Annotated in this window: 23 protein-coding genes; 5 read left to right on the forward strand and 18 right to left on the reverse strand. The window is 61.9% G+C overall.

Annotated elements, in window-relative coordinates; all coding sequences use genetic code 11:
- Positions 1–343 precede the first annotated feature (343 nt).
- The 4 genes from recG to sciP all read right to left on the reverse strand — a co-directional run bounded on the left by recG (position 344) and on the right by sciP (position 5,929).
- Positions 344–2,434: an ATP-dependent DNA helicase RecG gene (gene recG / locus V8359_RS04880; RefSeq protein ID WP_336427590.1), complete on the reverse strand. Its 2,091-nt coding sequence runs from the start codon at positions 2,432–2,434 to the stop codon at positions 344–346.
- Complete coding sequence (gene ligA / locus V8359_RS04885; RefSeq protein WP_336427591.1) at positions 2,431–4,686, reverse strand: NAD-dependent DNA ligase LigA; 2,256 nt, start codon at positions 4,684–4,686, stop codon at positions 2,431–2,433. The genes recG and ligA overlap by 4 nt, the downstream gene beginning before the upstream one ends.
- A gap of 127 nt (positions 4,687–4,813) precedes the next feature.
- Positions 4,814–5,530 carry a response regulator transcription factor CtrA gene (ctrA, locus tag V8359_RS04890; protein WP_336427592.1) on the reverse strand — a complete coding sequence of 239 codons (717 nt, stop codon included), beginning with the start codon at positions 5,528–5,530 and terminating at the stop codon, positions 4,814–4,816.
- Between the two features lie 99 nt (positions 5,531–5,629).
- Positions 5,630–5,929: a CtrA inhibitor SciP gene (gene sciP, locus V8359_RS04895; RefSeq protein ID WP_336427593.1), complete on the reverse strand. Its 300-nt coding sequence runs from the start codon at positions 5,927–5,929 to the stop codon at positions 5,630–5,632.
- Positions 5,930–6,159: 230 nt separating this feature from the next.
- On the opposite strand from sciP, the gene mnmA reads away from it, so the two are divergent.
- Positions 6,160–7,299 (forward strand): tRNA 2-thiouridine(34) synthase MnmA, encoded by a 1,140-nt coding sequence (mnmA, locus tag V8359_RS04900; protein WP_336427594.1) that lies wholly within the window; start codon positions 6,160–6,162, stop codon positions 7,297–7,299.
- A 132-nt stretch (positions 7,300–7,431) separates the two neighbouring features.
- Positions 7,432–7,992 (forward strand): type III secretion system chaperone, encoded by a 561-nt coding sequence (locus V8359_RS04905; protein WP_336427595.1) that lies wholly within the window; start codon positions 7,432–7,434, stop codon positions 7,990–7,992.
- Between the two features lie 223 nt (positions 7,993–8,215).
- On the opposite strand, the gene lpxB is transcribed toward V8359_RS04905, so the two are convergent.
- The 12 genes from lpxB to frr form a co-directional block, all read right to left on the reverse strand.
- Positions 8,216–9,376: a lipid-A-disaccharide synthase gene (lpxB, locus tag V8359_RS04910; RefSeq protein WP_336427596.1), complete on the reverse strand. Its 1,161-nt coding sequence runs from the start codon at positions 9,374–9,376 to the stop codon at positions 8,216–8,218.
- Positions 9,376–10,182 carry an LpxI family protein gene (locus V8359_RS04915; protein ID WP_336427597.1) on the reverse strand — a complete coding sequence of 269 codons (807 nt, stop codon included), beginning with the start codon at positions 10,180–10,182 and terminating at the stop codon, positions 9,376–9,378. Before V8359_RS04915 ends, lpxB begins: the two co-directional genes overlap by 1 nt.
- 1 nt (position 10,183) lies before the next feature.
- Positions 10,184–10,978, reverse strand: coding sequence for an acyl-ACP--UDP-N-acetylglucosamine O-acyltransferase (gene lpxA / locus V8359_RS04920; RefSeq protein WP_336427598.1), 795 nt, complete (start codon positions 10,976–10,978; stop codon positions 10,184–10,186).
- Positions 10,979–10,981: 3 nt separating this feature from the next.
- Entirely contained in the window at positions 10,982–11,452 is a 471-nt protein-coding gene (fabZ, locus tag V8359_RS04925) for a 3-hydroxyacyl-ACP dehydratase FabZ (RefSeq protein ID WP_336427599.1), read from the reverse strand.
- A 110-nt stretch (positions 11,453–11,562) separates the two neighbouring features.
- Positions 11,563–12,198 carry an OmpH family outer membrane protein gene (locus V8359_RS04930; protein WP_336427601.1) on the reverse strand — a complete coding sequence of 212 codons (636 nt, stop codon included), beginning with the start codon at positions 12,196–12,198 and terminating at the stop codon, positions 11,563–11,565.
- 2 nt (positions 12,199–12,200) lie between these two features.
- Positions 12,201–14,510 (reverse strand): outer membrane protein assembly factor BamA, encoded by a 2,310-nt coding sequence (bamA, locus tag V8359_RS04935; RefSeq protein WP_442970328.1) that lies wholly within the window; start codon positions 14,508–14,510, stop codon positions 12,201–12,203.
- A 181-nt stretch (positions 14,511–14,691) separates the two neighbouring features.
- Positions 14,692–14,814 carry a hypothetical protein gene (locus V8359_RS04940; RefSeq protein ID WP_336427603.1) on the reverse strand — a complete coding sequence of 41 codons (123 nt, stop codon included), beginning with the start codon at positions 14,812–14,814 and terminating at the stop codon, positions 14,692–14,694.
- A 133-nt stretch (positions 14,815–14,947) separates the two neighbouring features.
- Positions 14,948–16,291, reverse strand: coding sequence for an RIP metalloprotease RseP (gene rseP / locus V8359_RS04945; protein ID WP_336427604.1), 1,344 nt, complete (start codon positions 16,289–16,291; stop codon positions 14,948–14,950).
- Positions 16,292–16,299: 8 nt separating this feature from the next.
- Positions 16,300–17,472: a 1-deoxy-D-xylulose-5-phosphate reductoisomerase gene (dxr, locus tag V8359_RS04950; RefSeq protein ID WP_336427606.1), complete on the reverse strand. Its 1,173-nt coding sequence runs from the start codon at positions 17,470–17,472 to the stop codon at positions 16,300–16,302.
- On the reverse strand, positions 17,469–18,257 hold the full coding sequence (locus tag V8359_RS04955) for a phosphatidate cytidylyltransferase (protein ID WP_336427607.1): 789 nt from the start codon (positions 18,255–18,257) through the stop codon (positions 17,469–17,471). The genes dxr and V8359_RS04955 overlap by 4 nt, the downstream gene beginning before the upstream one ends.
- Positions 18,254–18,988, reverse strand: a complete 735-nt coding sequence (locus V8359_RS04960) for an isoprenyl transferase (RefSeq protein WP_336427608.1) — start codon at positions 18,986–18,988, stop codon at positions 18,254–18,256. Before V8359_RS04960 ends, V8359_RS04955 begins: the two co-directional genes overlap by 4 nt.
- Entirely contained in the window at positions 18,988–19,551 is a 564-nt protein-coding gene (frr, locus tag V8359_RS04965; RefSeq protein WP_336427609.1) for a ribosome recycling factor, read from the reverse strand. The genes V8359_RS04960 and frr overlap by 1 nt, the downstream gene beginning before the upstream one ends.
- Before the next feature lie 191 nt (positions 19,552–19,742).
- Here frr and V8359_RS04970 point away from each other — a divergent pair, with 191 nt between their 5' ends.
- Positions 19,743–20,780 (forward strand): sensor histidine kinase, encoded by a 1,038-nt coding sequence (locus V8359_RS04970; RefSeq protein ID WP_336427610.1) that lies wholly within the window; start codon positions 19,743–19,745, stop codon positions 20,778–20,780.
- A gap of 8 nt (positions 20,781–20,788) precedes the next feature.
- Here the strand turns inward: V8359_RS04970 and pyrH are convergent, their stop codons facing one another.
- A complete protein-coding gene (gene pyrH, locus V8359_RS04975) occupies positions 20,789–21,517 on the reverse strand; it encodes a UMP kinase (protein ID WP_336427611.1) in 729 nt (242 codons plus the stop codon).
- A 139-nt stretch (positions 21,518–21,656) separates the two neighbouring features.
- Here pyrH and miaA point away from each other — a divergent pair, with 139 nt between their 5' ends.
- Together miaA and V8359_RS04985 are read left to right on the forward strand one after the other, a co-directional pair.
- A complete protein-coding gene (gene miaA, locus V8359_RS04980) occupies positions 21,657–22,559 on the forward strand; it encodes a tRNA (adenosine(37)-N6)-dimethylallyltransferase MiaA (RefSeq protein WP_336427612.1) in 903 nt (300 codons plus the stop codon).
- Positions 22,560–22,770: 211 nt separating this feature from the next.
- Positions 22,771–23,571: an AraC family transcriptional regulator gene (locus V8359_RS04985; protein ID WP_336427613.1), complete on the forward strand. Its 801-nt coding sequence runs from the start codon at positions 22,771–22,773 to the stop codon at positions 23,569–23,571.
- A 20-nt stretch (positions 23,572–23,591) separates the two neighbouring features.
- Here V8359_RS04985 and V8359_RS04990 read toward each other — a convergent pair whose 3' ends face one another.
- On the reverse strand, positions 23,592–24,191 hold the full coding sequence (locus tag V8359_RS04990) for a lytic transglycosylase domain-containing protein (protein WP_336427614.1): 600 nt from the start codon (positions 24,189–24,191) through the stop codon (positions 23,592–23,594).
- Between the last annotated feature and the right edge of the window lie 89 nt (positions 24,192–24,280).

Genomic DNA, 24,280 nt, shown 5'->3' on the forward strand with positions numbered 1-24,280 from the left:
CAGGCAGTGTCAGTCGCAGCGCATCAGAAAAGTTGGGGACAGGAGATGCGGGCGTCCGGGCACGGAATATCGCAGGCAGAAACTAGAATAGGCCGGGCAAATAAAGCCCTCCGATCAACATGACGACAAGGGCGGCACCGCCGATCGCATCACTCAGAAGGCTGTCGGACCGGGCGGCGGTAGCTTTGATCTGGGCAATCATCGGGTCACTCCGTTTCGTCTTGTGTTGCCCCTTTGTTCTCACTTTTGGCGTCAACTGTAAAGAACTTTATAAGAACATTCGTGAACTTTTTGGAACAAAAATTGCCAAGCTGTTGATGTAAATTAATATTTTTTGACGCGCTCAGCCAACCTTGATCAGGCGGATCGCCTGATCCTGTTCCATCAGCCACAGTAGAATTCGCGCCGCGCGCCCCCGCTCCGAGGTCAATTCCGCATCGTCAGACAAAAGCTTGCGCGCATCGCTTTGCGCCACCGCCATCAACGCGGTCTGCGTCTCAAGATCGGCCACACGAAACCGCGGCACCCCCGATTGTGCGGTGCCGATCACATCGCCCGCACCCCGCATTTCAAGATCGACCTCCGAGATGCGGAACCCGTCCTCGGTCTCGCGCATCGTCTCGAGCCGTTGTTGCCCGCCCTCGGACAGGGGTGATTGATACATCAGCAGGCAGGTGGATTGCGCCTCCCCGCGCCCGACCCGCCCACGCAACTGATGAAGCTGCGCAAGGCCGAAGCTCTCGGCGCGTTCAATCACCATGATCGAGGCGTTGGGCACATCCACCCCAACTTCAATCACCGTCGTGGCCACCAGAACCCCGGTCTCACCGCGCTGAAAGCGCGCCATCGCGGCATCCTTTTCCTCGGGTGGCATCTGCCCGTGAACCAGCCCGACACGCCCCTCTCCAAGGCTTGCGCGCAACGCCCGGAACCGCTCTTCGGCGCTCGATAGATCGCTGACTTCACTCTCATCCACCAGCGGACAGACCCAATAGGCCTGTCGGCCCTCGGCGATGGCCCCGCGCAGATGCCCGACCACCTCGTCCATGCGCCCCATGTTGATCAGCGCGGTCTTGATCGGCTTGCGACCGGGCGGTTTCTCGTCCAGCACGCTCACCTCCATATCCCCGTACTGCGCGAGCGCGAGACTGCGGGGAATGGGCGTTGCCGTCATTACCAGAACATCCGCCTGCGCCCCCTTGCGCCCCAGCTCAAGTCGCTGGCGCACACCGAACCTGTGCTGTTCGTCCACGACGGCAAGCCGCAAATCGGCAAACTCCACATCTTTCTGAAAGACGGCATGCGTGCCCACCAGAACCTGTATCTCGCCCCGCGCCAGCGCGGCGAGCTTGGCCTCACGCGCCCGGCCTTTGTCGCGCCCGGTCAGAAGTGCCACGGTGACGCCCGCCGCCTCGGCCATCGGCGCAAGCCCCGCCATATGCTGCCGCGCGAGGATTTCGGTCGGGGCCATCATCACGCCCTGCCCCCCCGCCTCGACCGCGATCAAAAGCGCTATGAACGCGACAAGGGTCTTGCCCGCGCCCACATCGCCCTGAAGCAATCGGTTCATGCGGGTCTCGGCGGCCATATCGGCGGCGATACCCGCGATCGCGCGTTCCTGCGCCCCGGTCGGCGCATAGGGCAGTGCCGCCAGAACCCTCTTGCGCAGGTGGCCATCCCCCGCACTCGCCCGGCCCTTGCCCCGCCTGCGATGCGCCCGCGCCAGTGCAAGGGTCAACTGATGGGCGAGAAACTCATCATAGGCCAGCCGTTCACGCGCCGGATGCCCGGGGGCAAGCCCGGCCAAATCCTTGGGCGCATGGGCCGCCGACACCGCTGCGTGCCAGTCCGGCCAACCGGCCTTTGCCTTCTGACCCGGATCAATCCATTCCGAAAGATCGGGCGCTCGGCTCAGGGCCGCGGCCACCGCCTTGGTCATCACCTTCTGGGTGATCCCATGTGTCAGCGGATAGACCGGTTCAAAATCGGGGATGTCGCCCGCCTCCTCCGGGGGCAGAACATGTTCGGGATGCACCATCTGCGCGATCCCGTCGAAAAGCTCGACCCGCCCCGAGACCACGCGCCGCGCGCCGGTGGGCAATATCCGCGCAAGGTAATCGTCACGCGCGTGAAAAAAAACGAGTTGGAACGCCACCTGCGCGTCTTCGACCATGATGCGATAGGGCCTGCCGCGCCCCTGTGGCGGCACGTGCCGCCCCACCGTCACCTCAACCGTGACAACACCGGGAAGGTCGGCCCCCTGAACCGACGCCCGCTTGCGCCTGTCAACGCCCGTATGCGGCAAGGTGAACAACAGGTCGCGCGGGCGGCCCACACCCAGCGCCTCGAACGCCTTAACCGATTTCGGCCCCACGCCGGGCAGCGTCTCAAGATCCGCGAAAAGCGGAAAGAGGATCTCGGGCCGGGTGCTCATGCGTCTCCGATCAGACTGAGCCAGCCGTCCTCGTCTATCGTCTCGATACCCAATTCCGCAGCCTTCACAGCCTTCGACCCGGCCCCCGGACCGGCGACCAGAAGATCGGTCTTTGCGCTCACGCTCCCCGACACTTTCGCCCCAAGGCTCTCGGCCCGCGCCTTGGCCTCGGCACGGGTCATCTTTTCAAGGCTGCCGGTAAAGACGACCGTCTTGCCCGCAACGGGGCTGTCATCGGCGCGCGTCTCGGGGGGTAAAATGCTGCGCAACTCCGCCACGAGCCGTTCGATCGCGCCACGCTCATCGGGGTTGGCAAAGGCATCCGACAGCGACAACGCCATGACCGGGCCAATGCCGTCGGCAGCAATCAGATCGTCCCACACGGCGGCGGACTCATCCGGGACGTCCCGCGCGGCAAACGCGCGCGCGCGCGCCTCCGAGACGCGGGCGCGACGCCCGTCTTCGGCGGCCGCGCGCCGTTCGGCATCCGCCGCCTCGTCCGCAGCACGGCGCGCAAGCGCCGCGGGCCGCGCAGTATCCAGCGCAAACGTCAACGCCTCCCAACTCTGATAATGCCGTGCGAGGTCCTGCGCCGCGATCTCACCGACATGGCGGATACCCAACGCAAAAAGGAGGCGCGACATCTCGATCTCGCGCTTGTCCTCGATGGCCTGAAACAGGTTCCCGGCACTCGTTTCGCCCCATCCGTCGCGCTTGGCCAGCTTCGCGACATTCTTCGCATCGCGGGCGCGCAGGGTAAAGATGTCCGCAGGTTCCCTGACCGGCAATATGTCGTCGGCATGGAACATCTCCACCTGTTTTGCGCCCAACCCCTCGATGTCAAACGCCGCGCGGCTGACGAAATGTTTCAGCTTCTCAACCGCCTGCGCGGGACAGATCAGGCCACCGGTGCAGCGGCGTATCGCGTCGCCCTCCTCGCGTGTCGCGTCCGATCCGCATTCCGGGCAAACGGTCGGAAACTCATAGGGCGCCGCCCCCTCGGGCCGTTTCGCAAGGTCCACATCCGCGATCTTCGGGATCACGTCGCCCGCGCGATAAACCTGCACCCAGTCGCCCACGCGGATATCCTTGCCGTCGCGGATTTCCATGCCTTTGTTATCACGGCCCGCGATGTAATCCTCATTGTGCAGTGTCGCGTTCGACACGACCACCCCGCCCACCGTCACCGGGGCAAGCCGTGCCACGGGGCTAAGCGCACCGGTGCGGCCCACCTGAATGTCGATCGCCTCAAGCCGTGTCCAAGCCAGTTCAGCCGGAAACTTGTGCGCCACAGCCCAGCGTGGCGTGGTCGAGCGGTATCCAAGCCGCGCCTGAAGGCCCAGATCGTTCACCTTGTAGACCACGCCATCAATGTCATAGCCCAGCGTCGCCCGTGCCTGCTCGATGGTCTCGTAATGCGCGAGCATCTCCTTCGGTCCATCACAAAGACGCGTCATGTCGTTGGTCACGAAGCCCAACGCTTCCAGCCGGTCGATCGCGCCCATCTGCGTTTCGGCCAGCGGCTCCGACAGCGCGCCCCACGCATAGGCAAAGAACCTGAGCGGGCGCGCCTGCGTGATCGTCGCGTCCAACTGCCGCAAAGATCCGGCGGCAGCATTGCGCGGATTGGCAAAGGTCTTGGCCCCGCGCTCGGTTTGCCGCACGTTCAGCGCCGCGAAATCGGCATGGCTCATGTAAACCTCGCCCCGAACTTCCAGAAGTGCGGGGGCGTCGGATATCTCTTCTGGGATGTCATCGATGGTGCGCGCGTTGGCGGTCACGTTCTCGCCGACCTGTCCGTCACCACGCGTCGCGGCCTGTGTCAGCCGTCCGTTTTCATAACGCAGGCTCAGGCTCAGCCCGTCGATCTTGGGTTCGGCGGTGTAGGTCAGTGGCGACTCCGGCCCAAGGCCAAGATAGCGGCGGATACGGGCGTTAAATTCGGCCACCTCGCCCGCGTCGAACGCATTGCCAAGGCTCAGCATGCGTTGCTCATGCGTGACCTTGGAAAACGCCTCGGAGGGGGATGCGCCCACCTGTTCGCTGGGGCTGTCGCTGCGCTTGAGATGCGGAAAGGCCGCCTCGATCGCAGCGTTGCGCGCCTTGAGCGCGTCATAGTCTGCGTCGCTGATCTCGGGTGTGTCCTCGCCGTGATAGGCCGTATTGGCCCGCGCGATCTCATTCGCGAGCCGCGCCAGCTCGGTACGCGCCTCTGCCTCGCTCAGCGTCTCAACCGCGATCCCGCCGCTCATGCCCATCCCCCTGATATTGCGGGCTCAGATGACCACCCGCCTGATCAGAGTGTTAGGCCGCGTCCACGCCAAGGTCCAGCCATGAGTGATGACGCGAAAGCAGTGTGCCGCCGCCTGCGCCCACCGGTCAGGCCCCGATAGCAAGCCTTTCACCACCGAGTTCCGATGGATCGGGATCCCGCAAGACATAACCCCGGCCCCAGACCGTCTCGATATGGTTTACACCGCCCGTCGCCTCGCTGAGTTTCTTGCGCAGCTTGCAGATGAACACGTCGATGATCTTGAGCTCGGGCTCATCCATGCCGCCATAGAGATGGTTGAGAAACATTTCCTTGGTCAGGGTCGTGCCCTTGCGCAGGCTGAGCAGTTCGAGCATCTGGTATTCCTTGCCCGTCAGATGCACCGTCTTGCCGCCCACATCCACGGTCTTGGCGTCAAGGTTCACGTTGATCTCACCCGTCCGAATCACCGATTGCGAATGCCCCTTCGAGCGGCGGATGATCGCATGGATGCGCGCCACGAGTTCATCGCGGTGGAACGGTTTGGTCAGGTAATCATCAGCACCAAAGCCAAAGCCCTTGATCTTGCTTTCGGTGTCGTCCGCCCCACTGAGGATCAGGATCGGCGTTTCGATTCGCGCCAGGCGCAGCTGCCGAAGAACCTCGTGTCCGGTCATGTCCGGCAGACCCAGATCGAGAAGAATAAGGTCGTAGTCATAAAGCCTGGCCAGATCGAGCCCTTCTTCGCCAAGGTCGGTCGTATAAACGTTGAGATTTGCATGAGTCAGCATCAACTCAATGCTCTTGGACGTCGTGGGATCGTCTTCCACCAGCAGCACGCGCATATCATTTCTCCGATTGACTTGATCGAAACTGACACTGGCGAAAATTGGTTAACTACAAGTTACCATAAGCGAACATTTCACGAAAACAACCTTTAGTTGTCATTCATCTTGTCCACTGCCATCTGTTTTCCTGTACAGTTTCAAGGCCGTAGCCTTGAGCGCCTCTTCACCATGCAGGCTGACTGCGCGCACCCATTCACTGAACTCCTCTTCGCTCAGATCATATTTCGTTAACGCATCGTCCCGCGACAGAAGCCCGTAAAGCACACCACGCACCACAGCGAGTTTGCGTGACGCGACCCATCTGCACGTTCCTTGCGTTGGTAGATCCGCCCGGCTCAGGATCGTGCCGTCCGGCAATGTCACGGCCCTCGGGCCTTCCACTTTTTTCAGATACATCACGCTTTCCTCGAAACCAGCGCGTCCAATCTGACGCGCACCGCTTAACACCCGCTGAAACCGACACAGAAGAGTGTCTAGGATTTTCCTAAAGCGCGCCCACAACCGGCCCACGTCCCCGCCACCGGACGGACGGCGCGTAACCCAAGGCCGCGCGAACAGCGGGATGGTTTAACTCGCGCGTGAAACGGTTATATACCGCGTGATCACCACACACGCTGGAGGCCGCCATGCCACTGGATCAAAGCCTGAACTCGCTCGGCCTGCCCAAGGCCCCTGCCGACACGCGCGTCGTGGTCGCCATGTCTGGCGGCGTCGACAGCTCGGTCGTGGCCGCGCAACTCGCCGAAGAGGGTTATGACGTCGTGGGCGTCACCCTTCAGCTTTATGATCACGGCGCGGCCCTTGCCAAAAAAGGCGCCTGTTGTGCGGGAATTGACATCCACGATGCCCGCCGCGTGGCCGAAGACATGGGCTTTCCCCACTACGTGCTGGATTACGAAAACATCTTCCGCGACGCGGTGATCGACGAATTCGCCGACAGCTATCTTGCCGGCGCCACCCCGGTGCCCTGCATCCGCTGCAACGAACGGGTGAAGTTCAAGGATCTGCTGGAAACGGCCAAGGATCTTGACGCCGATTGCATGGCCACCGGTCACTACATTCAGCGCAAGATGGGCGCACACGGCCCGGAACTGCACAGCGCCGCGGACGCGGGCCGCGATCAAAGCTATTTCCTGTTCTCGACCACCCCGGATCAGCTTGATTTCCTGCGCTTCCCGCTGGGCCACCTGCCCTCCAAGGACGCCACCCGCGAACTGGCCGCGCGCTATGGCCTGCGGGTGGCCGACAAGCCCGACAGTCAGGACATCTGCTTTGTCCCCGACGGCAATTACGCCTCGGTGATCGAGAAGCTGCGCCCCGGCGCCGTGGACCCCGGTGAGATCGTGCATGCGGATGGCCGAGTTCTGGGCACTCATGAGGGTGTCATCCACTACACAGTGGGTCAGCGCCGCGGCCTCGGGATCGGCGGTCTGGACGAGCCGCTTTATGTGGTCAAGCTCGACGTGGACACCAAAACCGTGATCGTCGGGCCAAAATCCATGCTCGCCACCCGCACCATCCCGGTGCGCGAGATCAACTGGCTCGGCGATGCGCCCTTCACCTCGCAGGCCGAATGGCATGTCTCGGTCAAGGTCCGCTCAACCCGTCCCCCGCGCGACGCGGTCATCCGCCCACTGTCCGACACCACCGCCGAGGTTGAGCTTCTGACCCCAGAAGAAGGGGTGTCTCCGGGGCAGGCCTGCGTGTTCTACGAAACCAGCGGGAGCCGGATCCTCGGTGGCGGCTGGATCTGGCGCGGCGACTAAAACCGGTCGCCTTTGACCTGAGGCATCAGCGAAAGGTTACACGCGTTAACGCCGCTTCACGTTTTGAGGAGCGCCGTGGCGCGGCGATCAGCACTATGGCAGGCTTGGCGCACTCCATAAAAGGATGCTCCCATGCCCCGCCGCCTGCTTCTCGCCTGCCTGACGCTTCTGCCGCTCCACCTTGCGGCACAAGAGACCACTCCGGACACGCTGGACGCCCCCGAGACCGTGCAGCCCGAGCCGCCGATGACGCTCGATCGGCTCGATACCATCCTGCACGCGCTTGATCCTGACCTGCGGTCGAACGGCACGATGTGGCAACTGACCATAAACGAGATACAGGTGCTTGTCGTCACCGACGAAACGGCCGACCGGATGCGCGCCGTCACCCCTGTGGCCAAGGCGGAGACGGTCTCGCCCGAGAGGATGCAACGCATCCTTCAGGCCAATTTCGACACCGCGCTCGATGCCCGCTACGCCATCGCCAAGGATGTTCTCTGGTCGGCCTACATCCACCCGCTGAAACCGCTGGAAAAGGATCAGTTCATTTCCGGTCTGGGGCAAGTGGTCAACCTCGCCCAGAGCTATGGCACGCTCTACTCCGGCGGGGCGCTGCAATATGGCGGTGGCGACAGTGGCGCGCTGCAACGCGCGCTCATCGACGATCTGCTCAAGAAGGGCGAGGAGATCTAGGCCCGGCCCCAAATTCGTCGCCGCAAAGACACCGCCTGATGGCTTGGAGCCGTCACGCATGACGCATTTCGCCCGCCCCGTTAACAACAGGTCCGAGAAGCCAACACACCGACGCGATACCGACGTAACTACCGACGTGGATACCGACGTAGAAAATCCTTGTAAAAAAGGGAATTAACCACGTTTCGCATTGATACCGCACGGCACCCGGCGGCGGGCACCGTTACGTCCGTGATCCAAGCCCTGCCATCACCGCACGCGCCGCGCGCAAGCCCGGCGCCTCGCCCCCCCGCCCCAAACGCTCCATCGTAAGGCGCATGGCACGGGCCTGCCTTTCTGGATGCTCCAGCATGGTCAGCAGCGCCGGCGCGATCCGGTCGGCCCGGCACTCCCTGCCGTTACATTCGGGCACGTCCCGCGTCTCGCTCACAAGGTTCACAAGCGTGAGTGTATCCACCTTGAGAAGCGCCGCGATGATCTGTCGGCTAAGCCAGTTGACATCATAGGCGATGACCATCGGCGTGTCCGCCGCCGCAAGCTCAAGAGAAACTGTGCCCGACGCGGCGAGCGCACCCTGCGCCACGCCAAAAGCGGCTGCTTTTTCAATCTTGTACTCGGCATTGCTCATGCGGCCCGGGTCAAGGATGAGCGGCGCTTGCGGCCAGTTGCCGACCGCCTCACGCAGGGTTTCGGTGACATTCGCAGTGGTCGGCACCACGAGTTTCATGTCAGGATACCGCTCAAGAACCGGGCGCAGCGCCTCGCCAAAGATCGGCGCCAGCCGCGCCACCTCACCACGCCGCGATCCGGGGAGCACCAACAGCACAGGCGCGTCGCTCAGGCCATGTTTCTCGCGAAATGCCGCAACGTCCTCGGCCCCCGCCTGCGGTTCGCTCACCACCGGGTGACCGACGAAATCGCACGCCATCCCATGCGCCCGCATAAGTGGCGGCTCGAACGGCAGAATCGCCAGGACGTGATCAATCACCTTCGCCATCTTCGCGGCCCGCCCCTCGCGCCAGGCCCAGACTGATGGCGCCACGTAATGCACTGTTCTAATGTCGCTTTTCGCCTTCACGAGCTTTGCCACACGAAGACAGAAATCAGGGCTGTCAATGGTGATCATAACATCGGGGCGGGTCTCCAGAACGGCCTCGGCGGTCTCGGCGATCCGACGCTTGAGATGTCTGTATTTCGGCAAAACCTCGACGATGCCCATCACGCTCAGCTCGGACATATCGAAAAGGCTCGAAAGCCCTTCATCCTGCATCAGCGGGCCACCAACACCGTGGAACTCCACACCGCTCAGCGTCTTGAGCCCTGCCATCAGCGCCGCGCCAAGCCTGTCTCCCGACGCCTCGCCAGCGATCAGGAAAACCCGCATCACATGGACCGCGAGACAAGGAATATCCCTGCCTTTTCAACGGCCTCCATTGTGGATTTGCGATCCAGGATCATCACCCGCCCAGCCTCCACCACGAGCCCGGCCAAACCGGCCTCAGCCACCTTCGCGACGGTTTCAGGTCCGATGGCCGGCATATCGACCCGAAGGTCCTGATCGCGCTTCGCAGCCTTCACATAAACACCCCGCTCCCCACGCCGAAGCGTATCCAGGGTTTCACCTACAAAGCGCAACATCGCATCAGTGCCCTGCGCCGTTTCGATCCCAAGGCACTGCCCCCCCGCAACGACACAGCCCTGCCCGATATCAAGCGGCGACAAATGCGCCAGCACCTCGATCGCGCGCCGGGCATCGTCAAGTTCGGCATCGGATGGCGCCGGACCCGCCGAAAGGTCTGTTTCCGCGGCCAAGTCCGCCACCAGCTCGTGTGCGCCCATCACGTCAAAGCCTTGCTCTTCGAAGATCGCGATCACTTCGCGCAGAAGCGCATCATCCCCTTTGGGAAGCGCCTGCATCACCCGTGGCGCCAGCCTGAGCATCTCGGCATCACAATCCGCCGGATTGATCGCAGGGCGCGTGAGGTGCCCCGCAAAAACAAGCCGTGCCACACCAGCCTCCTTCATGGCCGCAAACAATGTGCCGATCTTCTCAAGCTGATGTTCTTCGGCGCGTTCGGTTAACGAACTGGGAATGCCTTTCAACGTATAGATCAACGCATCAGGGTGCGATTCGGCGATCCGAACCGGAAGCGCGCCACCACAGGCGATGATCGCAAGCCGCCCGGCCATCTCAGTCCGCCCCCGGTGTCAGGAAGGACCGGTCACTGGCGCCCGTCACGAAATCAACGATCTGGCGCACATACTCGCTTTCGGTCTCTTCACCCAGGCGCCGGGCCCGGTCCTGAAACGCACCCTCACCTTGTGCAAGCATCTGGAATGCCGCGCGCAGCGCGGTGATGTCAAACCGCGCCACGCCGCGCCGTTTCAATCCCACAAGGTTAAGACCGTCCAACACCCCACGCGGCGCCTGAACAAGACCGTAAGGGATCACGTCATTCGTCACCATCGTCACCGCGCCGATGATGGCCCCCTGACCGATCCGCACGAACTGATGCACTCCCGAGAGGCCCCCGATGATCACGTCATCCTCGATGATGCAGTGCCCTGCCAGCGCGGCGTTGTTCACAATGACCACCCGGTCCGCGATGATCACGTCATGGGCCACGTGGCACCCCGCCATAAAGAGGCAATCGTCGCCGATCCGGGTCACACCGCCGCCGGCCTCGGTGCCGGTGTTGATCGTCACATGTTCACGGATGCGATTGCGCGCGCCAATCTCAAGGCGCGTCTTTTCCCCTTTGAATTTAAGGTCTTGTGGAATTTCCCCGACACAGGCGAAGGAAAAAATCACGCAATCTTCACCGATCGTGGTTTGCCCTTTCACAACCACATGCGACATAAGCGTCACGTTCGCGCCCAGTCGGACATCCGGCCCCACATGGCAAAACGGCCCGATCTCGCAACCCGGTCCGATGTCGGCCCCGTCCTCGACGACGGCACTTGGATGGATAACCGTTTCGCGCATATCTCAGGCCCCGGTTCCGCCCAGATCCATCATGGCCGTGAACTCCACCTCACAGGCCATCTCGCCGTTCACCGTGGCCATACCGGAAAATTTCCAGACCTTGCCCCCCGGCTTGCCGCGCAGCGTCTCGATCTTCATCTCGAGTATGTCCCCCGGAACCACCTTGCGACGGAATTTGCATTTGTCGATGGCCATGAAATACACGGCGAGGTTCTTGTCCTGCATGTCCAGCGCCATGCCCACCATCACCGCCGCGCTCTGCGCCATCGCCTCGACGATCGTGACGCCGGGCATGATCGGATTGTCGGGGAAATGGCCCTGAAAATGCGGCTCGTTCATCGTGACATTCTTGATACCGCAGGCCGAACGATAGCCATCGATAGCGACTACCTTGTCCACAAGAAGGAAAGGATAGCGGTGCGGAATCAACCGCTTGATCATCTGGATATCTGCGGATTTCAGGGCGTCGGTCATGCTGTTCCTCTCGGTTGGGCGTGTCCGGCCCCATTCACGGCGCGGGGTTTCGCCCACGCCCATCTTCCCCCGGCTTTAGCAACTCGCCCGGCCTTGGGCAAGCGACGGGCTCACTCGTCGGTGGCCTCGTCTGTCGGGGTCTCGGTGTTATCCGTCGCGCCCTCGGTGGCGTCATCCGCACTTTGTGCTTTTTCCGCTTTTTCCGCGGCGGCCATGGCCTCGTTCACGCGCGCTATGGCGGTATCGGTGATGTCGACCGCGTCCGAGCGCACCAGAACCTGCCGCGCATCAAGGATGACTTCGCCCCCCGCCTCGTGCATCAGGTTGAAAAGCACGCTTTCGGCCTGTCGCAACAAGACGAACGGAGCCTGCTCGCGGGATCGCTCAAGATCGCGCGACGCGCGTTCGCTCTCCTCGCGAATGCGGCGGACCTTGTCGTCAAAGGCATCGGCAAGATCGCGAAACGCCTCCGGTGACAGGGTCGCGCGCTGTTCGGTGAGTTCCTGCTCCTCTTCACGAAGCTCGGCCTCGACCCGGCGGTTCTTGGCGATAAGCGCCTCACGTTGTTCACTATACCGCTCTAGAAACTGCTGACCCGGAAGGGATTCGTTGAACAGACGTTCTGTATCAAGGACCAATATATTGCTCTGGACCACACCGATATCCTGCGCAGCCGTCACCCCGGCGCTCATAACACCGCCAAGCCCAAGGGCCAGAGCAAGGGCCAGACGCGCCGCCCGGCCCATGATCAGAATTCCGTCTGAATGGACACGTCGAAGTTCTGGGTCCGGTCCGTCGGCTCTTTCTCAATAGGCGTGGACCAGTTGAACCGAAGTGGCCCAAACGGCGATTGCCAGATCAGGGACAGCCCCACAACGTGGCGCGCCTCGAAATTCGTCGATGCGAGCGCACCGGTCGCCCCGGCGGTGTTCACATCCCAGATCGCGCCGACATCGTAAAAAGCCCCGCCCGTCAAGCCATACTCATCCGGCAGCCCCAGCGGGAATTCGGCGTCGAGTTTGAGCGCGGCGAAATAATCCCCGCCCAGATGTTCCACATTGGTGCCGTTGGTCTCGGTCGGACCGATGCCGTTCGGCTCGAAGCCGCGGATGATCTGGCCGCCGAAGCGGTCAACGGCGCGGCTGCGATCGCTGCCCATAAAGGTCAGCGCCCCGCCTTCGAAGGTCGCGCGAAGCGTCACCTCTTCGTTCAAGACACGGGTCTGGCCGACAATCCGGGCGCTCGATTTGATGTACTCCACATCGCCGCCAAGCCCATAAAACTCTTGCCCGAATGACAGCAGAACGCCCGCATTGGGGTTAAGCCCGGTGCGCCGCGTGTCATAGGTATATTCATATCCCAGCCCACTTGCGAAACGGCCACCAAGGCTGGTCTCGCGGGTCAGGATTCCCGAGGCGCCGCCCGCCGGCGGGTTATAGTCATTCATGTCCGAATAGCGCGCGCTGTAGAGCACGGTAAGACGGCCGTTCTCGCTGACGGGGAAGGTCAGGCGCGGGCGAAACGTGCCAATGGTTGTATCGTAAAGCGCATCATCGTCATCGGTCTCGATATAGCCGAAGTTGAGCCCGAACTCGACATCGCGACCAAGGAATGCAGGCTCGGCAAAGTCGATATTGTAATTAATGCTGTCCGCGCCGGCAGTCACCCCCGCCGAGAGCCTCTGCCCACGGCCAAGAAAGTTGCGTTCACTCAGCCCGACGGAAATGCCCAAACCGGCGCTGCTCGAGAAGGACGCCCCGAAACTCAGCGACCCAGTCGGCTGTTCCTCGACATCAACATCAATGACCACCTGATCCGGGCGCGATCCTTCGCGCGCGTCCACGTCGGCATTCTCGAAATATCCAAGCGCGCGGATACGTTCCGCCGCCTGCCGGATTTCGCGTGGATTGAACGGGTCGCCCTCGACGGTGTCGAACTGCCGCCGGATGACGCGATCAAGCGTGGTGGTGTTGCCCTCAATGTCAATTCTCTCAACGAACACGCGGGGGCCGCGGACAATCGCGAACTCCACGTCCAGCGTCAGATCGCGGTCATTGCGGGTAATTCTTGGTTCAACCCGCAGGAAATCGACCCCCTGCCGCACACCGAGACGTTCCATCCGCGCAATCGAATTCTCGATCTTGGTGGGCGAATATATTCCGCCTTCGCCGATCTTCAGCGCGGCTTGATACTCGGCGGCGTCAACCTCGGGAATTTCGCTTATCGTGGTGATCTCACCAAAGCGAAATTGCTGACCTTCCTGGATGTTGAAGGTGATGAAATACGTGTCACGCTCGCGCGCCAGTTCGGCATTCACGCCGGTTACCCGGAAATCGACATAGCCGCGTGCGGCATAGAAATCCCGCAGCACCTGCTTGTCGAATTCAAGTCGATCTTCGATGAACGTGTCGCGGGCGATGAAGGCGCGCAGAAGACCGGCCTGCTTGCTCTGGACCACGCGACGCAGGCGACGATCGGAATAGGCACGGTTGCCCACAAAGCCGATCCTCTGAACCTCGATCTTGTTGCCTTCGAAAATCTCGAACACAAGGTCCACGCGGTTGTCGCTACGGCGGATGATCCGTGGATTGACCCGCGCCGCCACGCGCCCGTTTTCCTTGTAGGCTTCGACGATGATCTGCGCGTCGCGCTCTGCCTTGGCGGGATTGAACACCTGTCGCGGGCTGCTCTCGATAAAGCCTGAAAGGTCTTCGTCCTTGAGGCGCTTGTTACCTTCGAACGCGATCCTTGAGATTGTCGGATATTCCTCGACCGTGATACTGAGAAGATTTCCACGTGGCTCGATTGTCACGCTTTCGAAAAGCCCGCTGGCCACGATCCGTTGATAGGCGGCGTTCAGTTCACCCGCCGAAACGGTCTCGCCGCGCGCGATTCCCGCATATGTCAGGATAGTGCCGGTTTCGATCCGCTGGTTGCCATCCACATCCACCGAGGTGAAGCGGTAGGTCTGCGCTGTGGCCTCTTGTGTCGAGGCCCCTGCGAACACGGCAAACAGCGCCAAAAACAGAACCACCGGAAAACTTATTTTCCGGGCCATGGCAACGATGCGTGGCAGGCGCATCCCCCTAGCGTCTTGCATAGTAACAATCCAGTCAGACATCCCACTTGTTACTTTGACTAGCGGGTATGTTACGGGTTGTCAAAACGGCAATGAAAGAAGTTGCCGGCAATCCGGGCTGTTGACACGCACGGCGTGATTCCGGTCGGGTCTGGCTCTCTCAGTTGGCGATATAGGCGGCGGCAAAAAGGGCGCCACCCATCGCACACAGAAAGAACAGGCGATCCCGGTTGAGATCGACCAGAACGCTGAGACCGCGGTATCCACCAATAAAGCTTTGCATAATGCCCTCATGCAGTCGTGTCTGCACAAGGAATGACAGGCCAACATGGCCAAAGCATCGCTGAAATATGGTTTTTTCGTGGCAATGCCCTGTGGCACGCACCACGCCGGCGCGCGCTTAGCAGGGCCATTTCTCAGCAGAAGATATCGTTCAACAACGCGAACACCATGAGACTCAGAATGAGGGTCAGACCAATCCCCATCATGATCCGCAGGGCGTTTTCACTTGGCGGTTTCCCGCGCACTGCCTCATAGGCGTAAAACATCAGGTGCCCGCCATCGAGCACCGGAATGGGAAAGAGATTAAGAAGCCCCACCGCCGTCGAGAGCACGGCGATGAACCAGATGAAATTGTCCGGTCCCTGACTGGCCATCGCGCCCGAGACCTGCGCGATCCCGATTGGTCCGGACATGTTGCAACTGCTGATCGCGCCCGTGACCATGTGCCAAAGGCCCGAAAGCGAGGTCGTGATCACTGCATAGGTGCGCTCCACGCCGCCCAGAACGGCCTCAACCGGGCCAAGCGGCTCGGTCGCGGGATCAAAGGCAAAGCCGCCCGCAATCCCGATGCGCCACTTGGTTTCAAAACCGCCCTCGCGCGCCTGTTCGTCACGGCTTCTTGGTGCCAAAACGAAATCCAACACCTCGCCCTCGCGCCAAACCGTCAGCTCAAGCGGCCGACCGCCAGAGGATTCGACCACTTCGCGCAGATCCTCGAAAGCGCCAATCTCCTGACCTTCGATCGACAGGATCACGTCGCCGGAGCGCATATCGATGTCATAGGCGGCGGATTTCGGAGCAAGCTGACTGACCAGCGGCGGAATAGGATGCGGGCCCCGGACGTCGATTTCGCGGCCGTCCCGCGTCACGGTATAGTCCATCACGCGGTCGCGCGGGAGCCTGTCCAGAAACTCGTCAAAGGCCTCCTCATCATCCTCGGGGGGCATCTCAATCCCGGCGATGGCCTCGATCCGGTCCCCTTCCGCAAGGGTGATCCCCTCATAGGGCAGCGGTTTCATCTCGCCCACGGTCAGCGGCGAGACCGGCGCGCCTTGGTAGAGGCCGACCGCGGCAAAGATCAGGATCGACAGCGCAAAGTTGAACAGCGGTCCGGCCGACACCGTCGCAACCCGCGCCCAAAGCGGTGCGCCATGCATGGTCTGTCGAAACTCTTCCGGGCTGAGGGCCTCCATCGCCTCGCCGTCCTTGCCGCTTGCCGGATCGGCGTCACCGCGAAACTTCACATAGCCGCCGAAAGGAAGCGCCGCGAGCTGCCAGCGGGTGCCGTGCCGGTCCATGCGCGAGGCAAGAACCTTGCCAAAACCCAGCGAAAACACATCCGCCTTGATCCCGCACCAGCGCCCGACGATGTAATGCCCATACTCATGGATCGCCACGATGATCGAAAGCGCGACCACGAACGCCGCCATGACCCCGAGAAAACTACCGAACTGCGAGACGAATGCGCTTAAATCCAAACTTTGTCCTACTCTGCCCGCGCGCGGATCATGTCGTCCAGCGCCTGCCGCGTAACTTGGTCCGCATGTGTGACGGTTTCAAGCGTGATCTCCGCGTCCGCGACGTCGTTTCGCCCCTGCGACTGCGTCATCACCTCTTCGACAAGGTCGCTCATGTCCAGAAACCCGATGTGCCCGGCGATGAAATGATCAAGTGCCCGCTCTTTCGCGGCGTTGAAAACTGCCCCCGCGAGCCCGCCTGAAGCCATCACCTCGCGGGCGAGCGTCAGCGCCTTGTAACGTGCCGGATCGGCCTCGCGGAAGGTCAGCGCCCCGAGCGCGACAAGATCAAGCCGCTCAAGCGGCAGCTCGTCCCGCGCGGGCCAGCTTAGCGCATAGCCGATGGCATGGCGCATATCGGGCGGGCCAAGATGGGCCATAAGCCCGCCATCACAGTGCCCGACCAACGCGTGAACAATGGATTCGGGATGGATAACAACCTCTATCTGATCCGGCTCTACGCCGAAAAACTCTTTGGTTTCGATGACTTCCATCGCCTTGTTGAACATTGACGCGCTATCGATGGTGATCCGCTGTCCCATGGCCCAATTGGGGTGCGATGATGCCTCTTTGACGGTCACATCCCGCAGCGCATCCATGGGCCGGTCACGAAAGGCACCGCCGCTCGCGGTGATGATCACACGCTCCACGCTGGCCATATCCTCGCCGCGCAGCGCTTGAAAAATGGCTGAATGCTCACTGTCGACCGGCAATATCGTCGCCCCCGAAGCCGCAGCCCGGTCAAGAAGTAGCGGCCCGGCTGTCACCAGCGATTCCTTGTTGGCCAGCGCAAGTGTCGCCCCCCGCTCCACCGCAGCAAGCCCCGGAGCCAGCCCGGCGGCCCCAACGATGGCCGACATGACCCAATCCACCTCACGCGCGCCCGCCTCGATGATCGCCCGGCTGCCCGCCGCGGCCTCGACCCCCGATCCGGCCAGCGCGGCGCGAAGATCCTCCAAAAGGTCGTCATGTGCCGTCACCGCCAAACGCGCGCCAAGCCGCACCGCGTCCTGCGCAAGAAGCGCGATGTTGCGCCCCCCGGTCAACGCGTCAACCTCATAGAGATCGGGCCGCCGTACAATCAGGTCAATCGTGCTCTGCCCGATTGAACCCGTTGCGCCCAGAATGGTGATCCGCTTCATGTCAGCCCCGGCACGAGCCCCAGAACCCCCAACAGGCCAACGGCGATGGCAGCTCCGATCATCGCGTCGAACCTGTCAAGCACGCCGCCATGACCGGGTAGGAGGTCCGAGCTGTCCTTGACATCAACCCGCCGCTTGATCGCGCTTTCACCGATGTCCCCCATCTGGCCCGCGAAACACACCAGCACCGACAGAACGATCAGCCAGCCACCGGTCTCGGTAGGCCCGGCAAAGACCACGCCGACGATCGCCGCGCCAATCCATCCCGCAATAGTGCCCGACCATGTTTTCTTGGGGCTCACCGCCAGCCAAAACTTGGGACCGCCCAGCATACGGCCCGCGAAATATCCCCCGATATCCGACACGATCACGATGGCGATCACCCAGAGTAGCCACACCACGCCACCGTCATTGCGCAACACTTCTATGATGTAACAGGCGAGCAAAATCGCCGCGACCCCAGTCAGGTAAAGACCCGAGTGCCGGGCAAAACGCCCCGCCCCCACGATTGCGGCCGCCCCCATCAACGGCAGCGCCACGATCCCCGGCAAGAACCAGACCAAAACCATGATCAACCCCGAGAGACAGCCAAGTGTGATGGCCATGCCACGCGCCGCCGGAGCCAGCATCCGCGCCAACTCCCATGTCATCACCCCGGCCAGAAGCCAGAGCCCCAACGCGAAAAGCCAGCCGCCAGCCCAGATTTCCCCCACAGCGACGAAGATCATGAGGGCCGCCGTGGTGACACGCGGCGAGAGATCGGACCACCTCGGTTCTCCGCTCATGCCTTCACCGCACCGAAACGGCGGTCACGCCGCGCGTAATCACGCACCAGACCCTCAAAGATGTCGGCGGTGAAATCGGGCCAGAGCGTGTCGATGAATTCATATTCCGCATAAGCCGACTGCCACAGCAGGAAGTTCGAGATACGCGCCTCACCGCTTGTGCGCACCACAAGGTCGGGATCGGGCAGCACGCGGGTGTCCAGATATCGGGTCAAGGTGCTTTCGTCGACATCCTCGGCGCTGAGGTCACCGCGTGCCACATCCTGCGCCATACGCTTGATGGCGCGCGCTACCTCGTCCCGGCTCCCGTAGTTGAGTGCGATGGTCAGGTGAACACGGGTATTCTCTTGGGTCAGAAGCTCAAGCTCGTCCATGAGCGCGATCAGCTTGGCATCAAGGCGCACACGGTCCCCGATGAAGCGCACTCTCACACCCTCGTCCCGAAGCGCGCGGGCCTCCTTGGTGATATAGCGGCGAAACAGGCTCATCAGCCCTGCCACCTCGGTCTGCGTGCGTTTCCAGTTCTCCGTGGAAAACGCGAAAACAGTGAGGTATTTCACCCCCAGATCGGGGCAGGTCTCGACGATTTCGCGAACCCGCTTGGCCCCCGCGTGATGGCCAAAAAGGCGCGGCCGTCCGCGTGATTGCGCCCAACGTCCATTGCCATCCATGATAATGGCCACATGTCGCGGCGCGCCCTCGCATCCGGTGGTTTTGTCACCCTCGGGCATCAGACCTGCATGATTTCCGCTTGTTTCGTTTCCAGCGCCTCATCGACCTTGGCAATATGCTCGTTGGTCATCTCCTGAACGGCATTTTCCCAGAACTTCTGATCATCCTCGGACATGCCCTCGTTCTTGGCCTTCTTGATCTGATCCATGCCGTCGCGACGGACATTGCGCACGGCCACGCGCGCATTTTCGGCATATTGCGAGGCGACCTTGGTCAATTCGCGGCGACGCTCCTCGTTCAACTCGGGAATGGGCAGCATGATGATCGTGCCGTTAAGCTGTGGGTTGATGCCCAGTCCGCTCTCACGGATGGCCTTTTCAACCTTGTTCACAAGACTCTTGTCCCAGACATTGACCGTGACCATCCGCGACTCGGGCACGTTGACGGTGCCCACTTGGTTGATCGGCGTTTTCTGGCCATAGGCATCGACCATCACCGGCTCAAGCATCGAGGCCGAGGCGCGCCCGGTGCGCAAGGACGCGAACTCGGTCGAAAGCGCCGAAAGCGCGCCCTCCATCCGGCGTTCGAGATCGTCTGTGTCGAGCATGAATTCGTCTGACATGATGGGCCTGTCTTGTGCTTGGTTCCGTTCAGGGCGGGTATAACGTCAATGCCGCCCCCTTGTATAGGCATAGCGGCACCCCCCAATCTGGACAACGAGGGATGCCGTGATACATAGTAAAAAATTCCAAAACCATGGCCGTCAGACATTGAAAACCATGGTCTCCAGACACTGAATGAACGTGCGGATCAATGAGAGACAGTGACAATACCGTTCCCGAGCGCCCCGAGGGTTTGCCCGAAACCGTCAGCGCACAGGCCCTGACACGCGCGCCCTTTTCCATCGTGCTGACCAACCCCGCGATGGACGACAACCCCATCGTCTATGTGAACCGGGCCTTCGAAGAGATGACAGGCTACAGCCGCGAGACGGCCATCGGGCGCAACTGCCGGTTTCTGCAAGGCAAAGATACCGAACAGGCGGCCCTGGACAAGCTTCGAACCGCCATCACCAACCACGAGGAAGCCGTGGTCACGCTGCGCAACTATCGCGCCGACGGCACGAGCTTTCTCAACCGGCTGATGGTCGCCCCATTGCGCGCCGAGGGCGATGCGCCACCCTATTTTCTGGGGGTGCAGACCGTCGTGGATGAACGTCGGCAGGAAGATGCACTGGAAATGCTGTATGAAATGCAGCACCGCGTCAAAAATCACCTGTCGATGATCGTTGCCATGATCCGCATGCAGGCGCGCGACGCCCATACCGACGCCGCCCACGAATTCGACACGCTGGCGCGCCGTGTCGAAACGCTGCAACTTCTCTACGAGGAACTGAACAGCACCGGATCGAACGCCAATGACGACAATCAGCCTGTCGCGCTAGGGGCTTACCTGACACGGGTGGCCAACGCCGTGGCCTATCTCGATGGCCGCTCGGGGGTGCGAGTCAATGTCGATGCCGATGCCGTGACCGTGCCCATGCAGGCCGCCACACAGGTCGGGCTGATCCTCTCCGAGGTCATGACCAACGCGATGCAGCATGCCTTCGACAACCGCAAAGCCGGCCTTGTCGAGGTCCGCATCAAGGAGTTGAGTGGCCACGCCTTGCGGCTTCAGATCGCCGATGACGGCAACGGTATTCCCAGGGGTGTCAATTGGCCTGACAACAGCACGCTCGGCGGGCGCATCGTCAAACAACTTGTGGACGGGCTTGGCGCGCATCTGTCGGTGGGCGACGGCGCTGCGGGCACCACGGTCATCATCGACATTCCGGCAGATAGCCTGCGCTGAGCGGTGGCTCAGTCGTGCACCTTGGTATAGGTGCCCTCCCCCGCAAGGATGCCCTTGAAGCCGCCCGGCTCATCCAGCGAAAACACGATTATCGGCAGATTGTTATCGCGCGCGAGCGCGATGGCGCTCGCGTCCATGACCTTGAGGTGCTTGGCCAGCACCTCGTCATAACTCACCGTATCAAACCGCGTGGCGTCGTCATGCTCCACCGGATCCTTGTCATAGACACCGTCCACCTTGGTGCCCTTGAAGATCGCCTCGCAGGCCATTTCGTTCGCCCGAAGCGTGGCGGCGGTGTCGGTGGTGAAATACGGGTTACCGGTGCCCGCGGCAAAGATGCAGACGCGCTTTTTCTCAAGGTGGCGCACCGCGCGGCGTCGGATATAGGGCTCGGCCACCTCGTCCATGCGGATGGCTGAAATCACCCGGCAGAAAACGCCCAGCTTCTCCAGCGCCGATTGCATCGCCAGCGCGTTCATCACCGTGGCGAGCATGCCCATGTAATCGGCGGTGGTCCGCTCCATTCCCTGCGCACTGCCCTGCAACCCGCGAAAGATGTTGCCGCCGCCGATCACCATGCAAATCTCGACGCCCATATCGTGTACCGATTTGACCTCTCGCGCGATCCGCTCGACAGTCGGAGGATTGAGCCCGTAATTCGCATCCCCCATCAGCGCCTCCCCGGAAATCTTCAGCATGACACGGCGGAAGGTCGTCTGGGAGGTATCGGCGGGCATCGGGCGCGCTCCTTTGTTGGGTCGTTGCCGCAGTAAATGTCCCAAACCCGTGGCGATTTCAATCACCGAATGCAGCCCGTCCACAGTTTTGCGCCGCGCCGTCTCGCCTCGTCCGGCGATCTGTCGTATGGGACGGGGCATGATCCGCCTCGACGATATAGACCGCACCACACCCGTGCTGATTGCAGGGCCCACCGCCAGCGGTAAATCCGCGCTCGCGCTCGACATCGCGGCGCGGGCGGGCGGTGTGATCGTCAACGCCGACAGCATGCAGGTCTACGAGAACTGGCGCATTCTCTCGGCCCGCCCCTCGGCCGATGATGAAAACGCCGCACCGCACGCCCTTTATGGCCATGTCCCCCGCTTTGCAGACTATTCCGCCGGACACTGGCTGCGCGACGTTCGCGGTTTGCTGACCGATGGGCCGCGCCCGATCATCGTGGGCGGGACCGGGCTCTATTTTCGCGCATTGACCGAAGGGCTGGTCTCTATTCCGCCGGTTCCACCGGATATTCGCGCGCGCGCGGACGCGATCCGCACCGCCGAAGGCCTTGGCCCACTGCTACACGAACTTGATGACGACACGCGCGGCATGATTGACACCCACAACCCGATGCGCGTTCAGCGCGCGTGGGAGGTGCTCATGGCCACAGGCCGCGGTCTGGCCGCATGGCAATGCGAAACCCCACTACCGCTTCTGCCTGTCGACGCCTGCACCGCCTTCGTGATGGACGCGCCCAAGGCATGGCTCACGCCCCGTATCGAAGCGCGTTTTGACGCGATGCTTGCCGCCGGCGCCCTTGATGAGGCGCGCGCCAACCTTGCCGGTTGGACCCCCACGCACCCCTCATCACGCGCCCATGGCGCGCCCGAACTCGTGGCCCATCTGCGCGGCAAAATGACACTCGAGGAGGCGCGCGACCGCGCCACCATCGTCACCCGGCAATACGCCAAGCGACAGCGCACATGGTTCCGGGCGCACATGCAAGATTGGACCTGGCTGCGCCTGCCATTCGATGAAAACGGGTCAAACCAGCCCTGAATCGCAGCGTTCCCGACATAAACGCACGTAGGCCCGCCGCCGGCCTGTCGGGTAATTTTCGCGCCTCGGGGATAGCGCGAAACGCTTCGGCGGCAGACCGCCGATCAGGCGAACCACCGCCTGCTTGATAAATTTCGATTTTTTCCGGGGTGACAGCACGCATTTCCCGTGTGAAGCTTGCACAAAACCGGCATTGTTGAGGCAGGTCGACATGACGCAAAAAGTCAGCATCCAAACCATCGCGCAATGGTCCCGTGGAACCGATTGGCGCCTTGGCTTGCCCCACACCGAAGAGGCGCACGCCCTGCTCTGGATCACCAAGGGACAGGCGCGCATTCTTCTTGACGGGGTTCAACGGGGTCTCGGTGTTCACAACGCCATCGTTATCCCCGCGGGAAGCGTCTTTGCCCTGTCCCCCGGCCCGCAATGTTTCGGTTGGGTCTCGCTCATAACGCCGCGCGGCCCGATCATGATGCCCGACCGCGCACAGGTGTTACGAATCCTCGATGTTCACAATCAGGCGGAATTGACCGGGCTGCTCGAAGCGATGCAGCGCGAAACCAATCAGGACCGACCGTTCGCAAACGAAGCCTTGGCCGCCCATGCCGCCTTGGTGACCGTCTGGCTACGCCGTGCGATGATCGCCGACCAGACCGAGACACGGCCTTCTGCGGCGCATCGGCTCGTGATGGCTTATAGCGCCCTCATCGAACGTGATTTCCGGCTACCCAAGGTGATGGCCGATTATGCCGCCGAACTCGGCGTCACGCCCACCCATCTCACCCGGGTCTGCCGCCAAGCGGCCGGCATGACAGCGGCCGACCTCCTGGTGCGCCGAACCCTGCACGCCGCGCGCGAGGCGCTTGAAGACGGAGATATTCCCGTGAGCCATGTCGCGGGGCTGCTGGGGTTCGGAAGTGCGGCCTATTTCTCTCGCTTCATGCAGCATCACACGGGCAAGACACCGACCGCACTGCGCAAGGCGGCCCAAGGCGCGGCAGCGCCAGTCTGACACATGCCAATGAGGGAAGATCAGCTTCCCCAGATCACCCGAACGTAATTCTGGGTTTCCTTGTAGGGGGGAACTCCGCCGTATTTCTTCACGGCCCCCGGCCCCGCGTTATACGCCGCCAAGGCAAGGCGCCACGACCCGAAGGCGCGGTATTGCTGAGCGAGATAACGCGCGCCACCATCGAGGTTCTGGGCCGGATCATGCGGATCGACACTGAGTTTGCGCGCCGTCATCGGCATGAGCTGTGCCAGTCCGATCGCGCCCTTGTGTGAAAGCGCCGTCGGCTTCCAGCCGGATTCCTGTTGAACAAGCCGCAGAAACAGATGCTCAGGCACGCCGTGCCGTGTCGCGGCGCTCTTGGCCATCACCAGGTATTGGCCCTTGTAAGCCCCGGAATAGACACCCGAAAATGATTTTCCGCTGCCCCATTTTGTCGGAGTGACGAATTTCTTGGGCTGAAGCCGCACCGACGCCTTGTATTGCGAGGCCGCGCGCGTATCGAGAACCTTTGTCTGAGTGCTGAACGTCTTCTTGCGCGATTTCGTCGACAGTATTTCTGCCGGTGCTTGCGTGGTCATCAAAAAGCACGCGACAAGCGAGATCGACAATACTCTGAACATGCGTGATTTGCCCCGTTGCCCAATTGGGCGAGACGATAAAAGGTTCCGCCGAAAATTTCCAGCCCCCCCATACTCGGTCGGCGCGAACC

The organism is Roseovarius sp. E0-M6 (genome assembly GCF_037083845.1).
GTDB lineage: Bacteria > Pseudomonadota > Alphaproteobacteria > Rhodobacterales > Rhodobacteraceae > Roseovarius.

What these genes read in the sequence shown, in the direction of transcription:
- V8359_RS04960 (WP_336427608.1), bottom strand. Translation starts at nt 18,988, where the DNA reads ATGCCCGAGGGTGACAAAACCACCGGATGCGAGGGCGCGCCGCGACAT.
- ligA (WP_336427591.1), bottom strand. Translation starts at nt 4,686, where the DNA reads ATGAGCGGCGGGATCGCGGTTGAGACGCTGAGCGAGGCAGAGGCGCGT.
- miaA (WP_336427612.1), top strand. Translation starts at nt 21,657, where the DNA reads ATGATCCGCCTCGACGATATAGACCGCACCACACCCGTGCTGATTGCA.
- V8359_RS04915 (WP_336427597.1), bottom strand. Translation starts at nt 10,182, where the DNA reads ATGGCCGGGCGGCTTGCGATCATCGCCTGTGGTGGCGCGCTTCCGGTT.
- V8359_RS04930 (WP_336427601.1), bottom strand. Translation starts at nt 12,198, where the DNA reads ATGGGCCGGGCGGCGCGTCTGGCCCTTGCTCTGGCCCTTGGGCTTGGC.
- V8359_RS04955 (WP_336427607.1), bottom strand. Translation starts at nt 18,257, where the DNA reads ATGAGCGGAGAACCGAGGTGGTCCGATCTCTCGCCGCGTGTCACCACG.
- V8359_RS04990 (WP_336427614.1), bottom strand. Translation starts at nt 24,191, where the DNA reads ATGTTCAGAGTATTGTCGATCTCGCTTGTCGCGTGCTTTTTGATGACC.
- sciP (WP_336427593.1), bottom strand. Translation starts at nt 5,929, where the DNA reads ATGTATCTGAAAAAAGTGGAAGGCCCGAGGGCCGTGACATTGCCGGAC.
- dxr (WP_336427606.1), bottom strand. Translation starts at nt 17,472, where the DNA reads ATGAAGCGGATCACCATTCTGGGCGCAACGGGTTCAATCGGGCAGAGC.
- bamA (WP_442970328.1), bottom strand. Translation starts at nt 14,510, where the DNA reads ATGGCCCGGAAAATAAGTTTTCCGGTGGTTCTGTTTTTGGCGCTGTTT.
- mnmA (WP_336427594.1), top strand. Translation starts at nt 6,160, where the DNA reads ATGCCACTGGATCAAAGCCTGAACTCGCTCGGCCTGCCCAAGGCCCCT.
- lpxA (WP_336427598.1), bottom strand. Translation starts at nt 10,978, where the DNA reads ATGCGCGAAACGGTTATCCATCCAAGTGCCGTCGTCGAGGACGGGGCC.
- recG (WP_336427590.1), bottom strand. Translation starts at nt 2,434, where the DNA reads ATGAGCACCCGGCCCGAGATCCTCTTTCCGCTTTTCGCGGATCTTGAG.
- lpxB (WP_336427596.1), bottom strand. Translation starts at nt 9,376, where the DNA reads ATGCGGGTTTTCCTGATCGCTGGCGAGGCGTCGGGAGACAGGCTTGGC.
- pyrH (WP_336427611.1), bottom strand. Translation starts at nt 21,517, where the DNA reads ATGCCCGCCGATACCTCCCAGACGACCTTCCGCCGTGTCATGCTGAAG.
- frr (WP_336427609.1), bottom strand. Translation starts at nt 19,551, where the DNA reads ATGTCAGACGAATTCATGCTCGACACAGACGATCTCGAACGCCGGATG.
- ctrA (WP_336427592.1), bottom strand. Translation starts at nt 5,530, where the DNA reads ATGCGCGTGCTGCTGGTGGAAGACGATCCCACGACGTCCAAGAGCATT.
- V8359_RS04905 (WP_336427595.1), top strand. Translation starts at nt 7,432, where the DNA reads ATGCCCCGCCGCCTGCTTCTCGCCTGCCTGACGCTTCTGCCGCTCCAC.
- V8359_RS04985 (WP_336427613.1), top strand. Translation starts at nt 22,771, where the DNA reads ATGACGCAAAAAGTCAGCATCCAAACCATCGCGCAATGGTCCCGTGGA.
- fabZ (WP_336427599.1), bottom strand. Translation starts at nt 11,452, where the DNA reads ATGACCGACGCCCTGAAATCCGCAGATATCCAGATGATCAAGCGGTTG.
- V8359_RS04970 (WP_336427610.1), top strand. Translation starts at nt 19,743, where the DNA reads ATGAGAGACAGTGACAATACCGTTCCCGAGCGCCCCGAGGGTTTGCCC.
- V8359_RS04940 (WP_336427603.1), bottom strand. Translation starts at nt 14,814, where the DNA reads ATGCAAAGCTTTATTGGTGGATACCGCGGTCTCAGCGTTCTGGTCGAT.